General features: G+C 40.9%; 5 protein-coding genes. All 5 read left to right on the forward strand.

The genetic code is table 11. The features are described 5' to 3' along the window. Window positions 1-330 precede the first annotated feature (330 nt). A complete protein-coding gene (locus tag A3GK_RS0109715) occupies window positions 331-945 on the forward strand; it encodes a TetR/AcrR family transcriptional regulator (protein ID WP_018029259.1) in 615 nt (204 codons plus the stop codon). Window positions 946-1369: 424 nt separating this feature from the next. Further along, the gene (locus A3GK_RS0109725; protein ID WP_018029261.1) at window positions 1370-3709 is read left to right on the forward strand and encodes a TonB-dependent receptor; all 2340 of its coding nucleotides are present in this window, start codon (window positions 1370-1372) and stop codon (window positions 3707-3709) included. 3 nt (window positions 3710-3712) lie between these two features. Next, window positions 3713-3838: a hypothetical protein gene (locus tag A3GK_RS11740; RefSeq protein ID WP_262497907.1), complete on the forward strand. Its 126-nt coding sequence runs from the start codon at window positions 3713-3715 to the stop codon at window positions 3836-3838. Between the two features lie 40 nt (window positions 3839-3878). Continuing rightward, complete coding sequence (locus A3GK_RS0109730) at window positions 3879-4556, forward strand: Plug domain-containing protein (protein WP_018029262.1); 678 nt, start codon at window positions 3879-3881, stop codon at window positions 4554-4556. A gap of 196 nt (window positions 4557-4752) precedes the next feature. Continuing rightward, complete coding sequence (locus A3GK_RS0109735) at window positions 4753-6237, forward strand: outer membrane beta-barrel protein (protein WP_155799514.1); 1485 nt, start codon at window positions 4753-4755, stop codon at window positions 6235-6237. Window positions 6238-6729 lie beyond the last annotated feature (492 nt).

Here is a 6729-nt window from a genome sequence, read left to right on the forward strand (position 1 = left end):
ACGACCCCTTGTGGGTCGGACAACCTATTCAAGGATTAATTTTGATGCCCTAGACCTTATTGTCCGACCCGCAAGGGGTCGAATATATACGTGAATTATTGCTTCCCCTGGTCGTTCGGGCTACGCCCTCCGACACAGGGGCTACAACAAATTGGACCTCTCCGAGGTCCTTACCCGTCTGTCCTGTACAAGCTAATCATATTAATACTATAGCTTAAGTGGATACCTCTAATGCGTAACCCCTGACCTTTTTCACGGCTTATTTGGTAGTTTAATTTCTTATGTCTAACTTAGCATTCGGAAAGAATATTATTACAGTAGTACTAAACTATGATAAGTAAGAGTGAAGAACGTAGAAATCAAATACTCGTAGGGGCATTCAAACTCTTTTTGGTGAAGGAGTATGCGGATGTCACTACGGCGGATTTGGAAGAAATAATCGGATTGTCTAGAGGAGCTATATACTATAAGGTAAAGAACAAAGAAGGACTATATAGAGCGGTCATTGACAAATTCGTCTTTGAACTTCTATCTAACTCCTTAGAGAAAGAAGAACTTGCATCAAATGAGAAGCCATTTCTTAGCTTTATCATGAACGAATTAAATCATACGAAAGAGCGGATGAATTCTGTAAGGAACTCCCTTATATATGTGAATTCCACAGAGTATATCAACCTACTATCCTCTGCCAAATTTCATTACGAAGGGTTTAATGATAGGTGCAAAGCTTTGGATAAAGAAATAACACAATTGTGGCTAACATATTACGAGAAAGGTCTCTCTGCCAGAGAGCTGAATCAAAGCATTGACCCACCCCTGGTCGTATCTATGTTTCGATCTTTATACTATGGAGATTCGTTTATCCAATCAATAATAGGAGATGAGTTGGATATAGAAGAGTTGAAAAATAAGTACTTACTGCTATATAATTCTATACGCTTATGAGAAATGTATACATCAATAAGATTGCGGTCTTTTTGCCTAATAAGCCTGTATCCAACGAGGAGATGGAGGATTATATTGGTCTCATTGGTGAAAAACCATCGTGAGTTCGGTCTGTATCTATTTTATGTGATGTCACTTGCACTGTATGTGAAATGCTTTACAAGAACCCTCTGTTTGTTTTAGGAAACATTTAAGAACGAACTTTAGAAGAAATATGGAATTCCGATAAAGCCATATCTATTTTTGACGGAAATATTTCGGGGAACTTCAACTCTCCGTGCAACTCCTATCAACATCTATTTGAGTGTAAAGGTGAAATATTTAAACATGTATGCTATGTAGATGTCGTTAAAGTTCATGGAATGGAAAATGGGAATCAACCAGACCCTAAGTGTCCCAAGTGTAAGAAATGGAATTTGATGTTATGAATACAGGAATAAAAAATAAATACCAAGTACTGCATTTACTAGTACTTTCGATTGTACTATTCAATGTATCTTTTCCCTCCTATGCTCAAGAAATAGTTCGAGGTAAAATACTCTCAGACACAGAAGAGAACCTTCCGTATGCATCAGTAGTAATGCTGTCGAGTCAAGATAGCACCCTTCTTACTCACTCTGTATCTGATTCTTTGGGCTTATTCTCGTTGCAATTAAACAAAGTTCCCCATAAGTTTATTTTGCGCGTAACTTACATTGGTTATTATCCCTATGAGGCGGAATACTCTGAAAAAGAAGTGGGGAATATTAAACTAAGAACCAACTCGCAGTTACTTGGAGAAGTTGTTGTAAGTCCAAGTGAGGTGAATAGGCTCTCATCTCACGAAAGTTATCGGTTTAACCCTATGAAGATGAAAAATTATTCTACATTCTTAGAGGCTCTTTCTCTCATACCGTCATTAACAGTAACGGGATGGCGAACACTTACAGCTTCAGATGGAGGTTCAGTACTTATTCTACTCAATGGAGTTAAGGTTGAAGAAAAAGATTTGTTAGTCATTGACAAGGGAGACATCTCTAAAGTAGATGTCTATAGAAATCCTCCTGCGCGTTTTATTTCGATGGGAGCGAGTATGGTTATCAACGTTATCACAAAAAAGGAGATACAAGGAGGTAATATATTTGTAGATTTGACAGATGCAGTCACCAGATTAGATGGCACTAATATTTTCTCCGCAGCTTACAATGTTAATAAGTGGCGTTTCTCTACGACTTATGACAATGTACTCAGTCGCAGCATATATCGTCAGGATGAAAAGCTCGTCTACAACTATGAAAATAAAATATATAGTAAAGAAAAAATTGGCATGGAGTCCCCATGGGAAAAAAAACAACATAATTTTCAGTTTGGGGTAATGAAAATGTGGGGTAATAATCTTCAGCTTAATGCCACTGGGAAACTTTCTCTATATGATGAACTTTCAAACTATCAACAAAAGGTTATTTCCTCTGAAGTAGATATTCTAAAAGCCAACTCTCCCAGCCATATAAGGTGGCAGTCTTACGCTTGGGATGTGTACATAGCCAAGAGGTTTGGCAAAAAAAGAGAGCTATTATTTGATTTTAGCGGAGGCCTTTATAAATCCCAGCTCAACTCATCTTACATTGAGGAGAAATTGACAGGGGAAAAGTTCTTTGACGAATATTCTAAAGTGTATGGTCTCAAGAAAAGCACCACTGCAGACCTACAATATAGTCATTTCTTCGAAAAAGCGACATTAAAATTCGGCATTCGAGATAATTTCAGCACAAACGATCAAGAACTCCATATCGGAGAGGTTGCTATGCCTCGCAAATCCTTTTCCTCAATTAATATATTGAATATTTATTCAGATGCCTCAATCTCCATAGGGAAATGGCAACTATATGGTAGTTTAGGATTACAGCAAGTGAATTTTCGCAATCCAAAGCATAATCAATCCTTCTCCTTCTTTACATTTAAGCCCAATGCTAGAGTTTATTATACCCCAAGTAAGAGGATTGGGCTTTTTGCTTTTTATCACATAGATAATATCCCTCCAAGTATTTCAATGCTGACGGAAACTCCTATTTACAAAGATTATAAATATGTTTTTGTCGGTAATGCCGAGCTCAAGCCCTATCTCAAGCATAGGTTTACGGTTGGAGGGAACTTCTATAATAACTATCTTACTACAGCTATTAATTTAAGCTATTCTTTTGCCCAAGGGGCTATCCTCCCATTTTTTGAAAAGCGAGAAAGCTACATCGCAGAAACATACAAGAATCTGAATTCTCTTGCAGACTTTCTTGTCGCTTGGCAAATAAAATACATGCCACTTGGTAACCCAAAACTTAGTTTTAGCTCTTGGGGAAATTACGTACTTGGTCATATTCAGAACGAAGGTAATAAATGGGATAATAACTATTTACGCTATTTCTTTCAGATTGATTATAACATCAAGAACTGGCACACTATGCTAATGTATCAATCTGCAAGTAACTATATGCAAGGCTTGTGGTTGATCAAGGCTCCTAAAGCAACGGTGGCAGAAGTTAGTTATAAAACGAATTTTGGGTTGAATATTGGTATCGGTGGCAAATATTTATTCGTTAAGGAGTATAGGAGTGGGCAAAAAACTCATCCAGGAGCTATATTACAGATGGATAGATGGAATATATCAAATCAAACAGCTAATACGATATACTTGAAGTTATCCTACAACTTTAGTTTTGGGAAAAAAATAGACATAGTTCGTCAAAAGATTAACAACACTCACTCTGACACAGGGCTTCTGACCAAGTAAAATATGGAGTTCAAGAAAAATAAGAATATTGAGGCAACAGGATGCAATGGACTGTGGTTTAGCATGTCTTTTAACTATATCCCTGGAGGTAAAGTCCCCATGGTTGTCTGGCTGGAAAATGATAAGTAAATTGCACTAGTAATTTGAATCTACGAATACCGAGAATGATATGAACAAGAAGAAACACCTCACTTTTTTTTCAATAATATCTGTGCTACTCAGTGCCTTCTCGTCACTCAACGCACAACAAGTTATAGGAACCATTATTGATGCCGATGGAGAACCCATTCCTTATGTGACGCTAACGACATTAGCTTCTTTAGAAAAAGATGCCGAAACGATCCAGATACACTACACCGACTCGCTAGGGTACGTCGCCTTTGACCTATCGGAGAAAGAGACGGCTATTCGAGCTACGTTCCAAGGCAAGGTTCTCTTTGAGGAGCTATTGCCTGCCCCGATCAATGGAATTATAGACCTCGGGAAACGCCAAGTCTCTATCTCAAATGAATTAGACGAAGTAGCTGTCACGGCAGTAAGACGGGCAGTTCGGATGAAAGAGGGAATCCTCACGTTCGACATCAAGCATACCCCAATGTATCAACTCAAAGGGTATAATGCCATTGATTACCTCAGAAGAACCCCTAGGGTAAGCCAGTCGGGAGATAGCTTCTTAATCGACGGCAACCCCGCAGAAGTGCGTATTAATGGGCAGAAAACCAATCTATCAGGTGCCACCCTTCATGACCGTCTGCAAGCCCTTCGCTCAGATATGATTGAGCGAATCGAAGTGCAATTAGGGCAGTCGGCCGATCTCGGAAGCGGTATTACGGGGGGGATATATTAATATTGTACTGAAAGAGATCAACGGATATACAGGCTCTCTATCTGCCGACTTGGGCTATGCTGGCAACGCGATTAAAAATGGGAAAAAGCAACCTGCCCACGATGAAGGACTTTATGCTCGCTTCGTATATGGCAACTCTCGTGTGCAAGGGTTTGCGAATGCCTCTGTGAGTTCGTTGAGATATCCCCATTACTTTGTGGAAAGAGAGTACTACTTCGACAACAAAGTCATCAAAGAAAATAACCATTACCTTAGCAATAAGTACCTGGCGTATAGCTTCAACCTTGGAGCTAGTGCTCAGCTCAGCGAGTTACACTCCATTAATGGCACGGCAAGTTATCGCAGAGCTCCTAACTCTATGTATGAATCGGCTACAGCGTTAGAGCAATCAATCACGCCCCTGCTACAAGACATACTGACTAACGGAGAAAGTAGCTCTACCTCTTTTACGGGTGAATTCAATCATACATGGCACTCTAAAGACGATAAATACAACTGGCTGAACTCCCTCTTCTATATGAAGAAGAAAGCACTTGCCACAGATGTTTTGCATTACTCTGCCGATGGCAACCCTATTAAGGAGGAGCAGAATATCAACGATGAAAGCAACCAACAATTCTACGCTGCGACTCAGTTATCTACACAGCTAACCCCCGTATGGGCTCTAGAGTCTGGTGCCTCATATACGATGACTAAAAGCAACACCAACTATAGCTTCCACGGACAAGGGCAATCCCTCGCAGACGCTCACTCTTTGTACGAAGAGCATTTGGCCATTATTTTTGCCCAGCTGCAGATGAGTAAAGGAGAATGGAGCTTAACAGGAGGATTGAAATACGAACATACTTATGCCTACTCCCGCACAGCTGATAAAAAGCTTAATGTGGGGCAATTATTGCCTTCTATAAGAATTGGGTATAATGCAGGAGCATACGGCAATATCAGTCTAAGGTACTCCAAATGGCTCTTCCGTCCGCCATTTGAACTTACCAATAGCTATCGCACAAAAAGGAACGACTACCTCTACTCCGTTGGCAACCCTGAACTACGCCCCGCCTCTACCCATTCATTTGGATTAGACTATTACTGGAAGTCATTAGGTTTAGGACTCAGCTACTCTATCACCAATGATTACTTACAAAATAGTTACTTCTACGAAGCACCAATCGTCATTGTCACCAATAGAAACATGCCTACCCAACACAAGTGGACTGGCAACATTACATACTCAGGAAATATTACCCCCTGGTGGTATACTTCCGCAGAGGTAGGAGTGGCCTTTCAATATCACCCAAAAGCAATTTGGCTGAAACGACATACACAGCCGTACGCTGGTTTTAATAACACTTTTACCCTTGCTTCAGGTCTACAACTTAACGCTGGGATATCCTATGCACACAGTTGGATGATGCAAGATGTGTTGGTAGGGAAAAGACTAACGAGCAAGATAGATATGAGGTACCAACCAAGCGGGAGTGATTGGGATTTTTCACTTGCCATTAGCAACCCGATTCGGATATCTCGCACAGAGAACGAGTACAGACAAGACCGCAACCTCAAAGTGCTCTATTTTGAAGATACCGCCTTCCCGTCAGTAAGCTTCTCTATCTCCTACTACTTTGGAAAGATGAAGACGCACTCAAAACCCAACATCCTTAATATGGATCAATATAGATTGTAGCACCCTCTAATTACGTGGCAGGGGTAAGCATTAGAAAGGTCTTATCGTATGATCTTTAGCGGGTTGTCTACGAGTAAGCACCTCGGCAGAGGTGCGACGGATCCTAGCCCCCGAGTCGGAGGGGGCTAGGCCCCCGAACGACCGGGGGATCAACGGTCATCCCCCCCTATCCCACGACCCCTTGCGGGTCGGACAACCGCATCAGATTAATCCTTGTGGTTTCCTGAAAAAGGTTGACTCGGTTAATGTTACGTTGTTATTAATCCTGCTTTATGTTGACTTTCTAGCCTTTAGTCCTGTGAGGGGTTGACTGGAGGGCGTAGCCCGGAAGGAAACCCCTCACAGGACTAAAGGTACCAAAACTTGGGCACCTATCCTATTTTTTGATTTTCAAGGTACTCCTCTCTATAGCTTTTCCACCTCTTGGGGATTTTCCCTTTGCACTTTGAGGCTTCAACAGGTGTCTTATAGTCGAGACTCATGTGAGGCCTT

Origin of the sequence: Porphyromonas somerae DSM 23386, from assembly GCF_000372405.1 — a bacterium.
Taxonomy (GTDB): Bacteria; Bacteroidota; Bacteroidia; order Bacteroidales; family Porphyromonadaceae; genus Porphyromonas_A; species Porphyromonas_A somerae.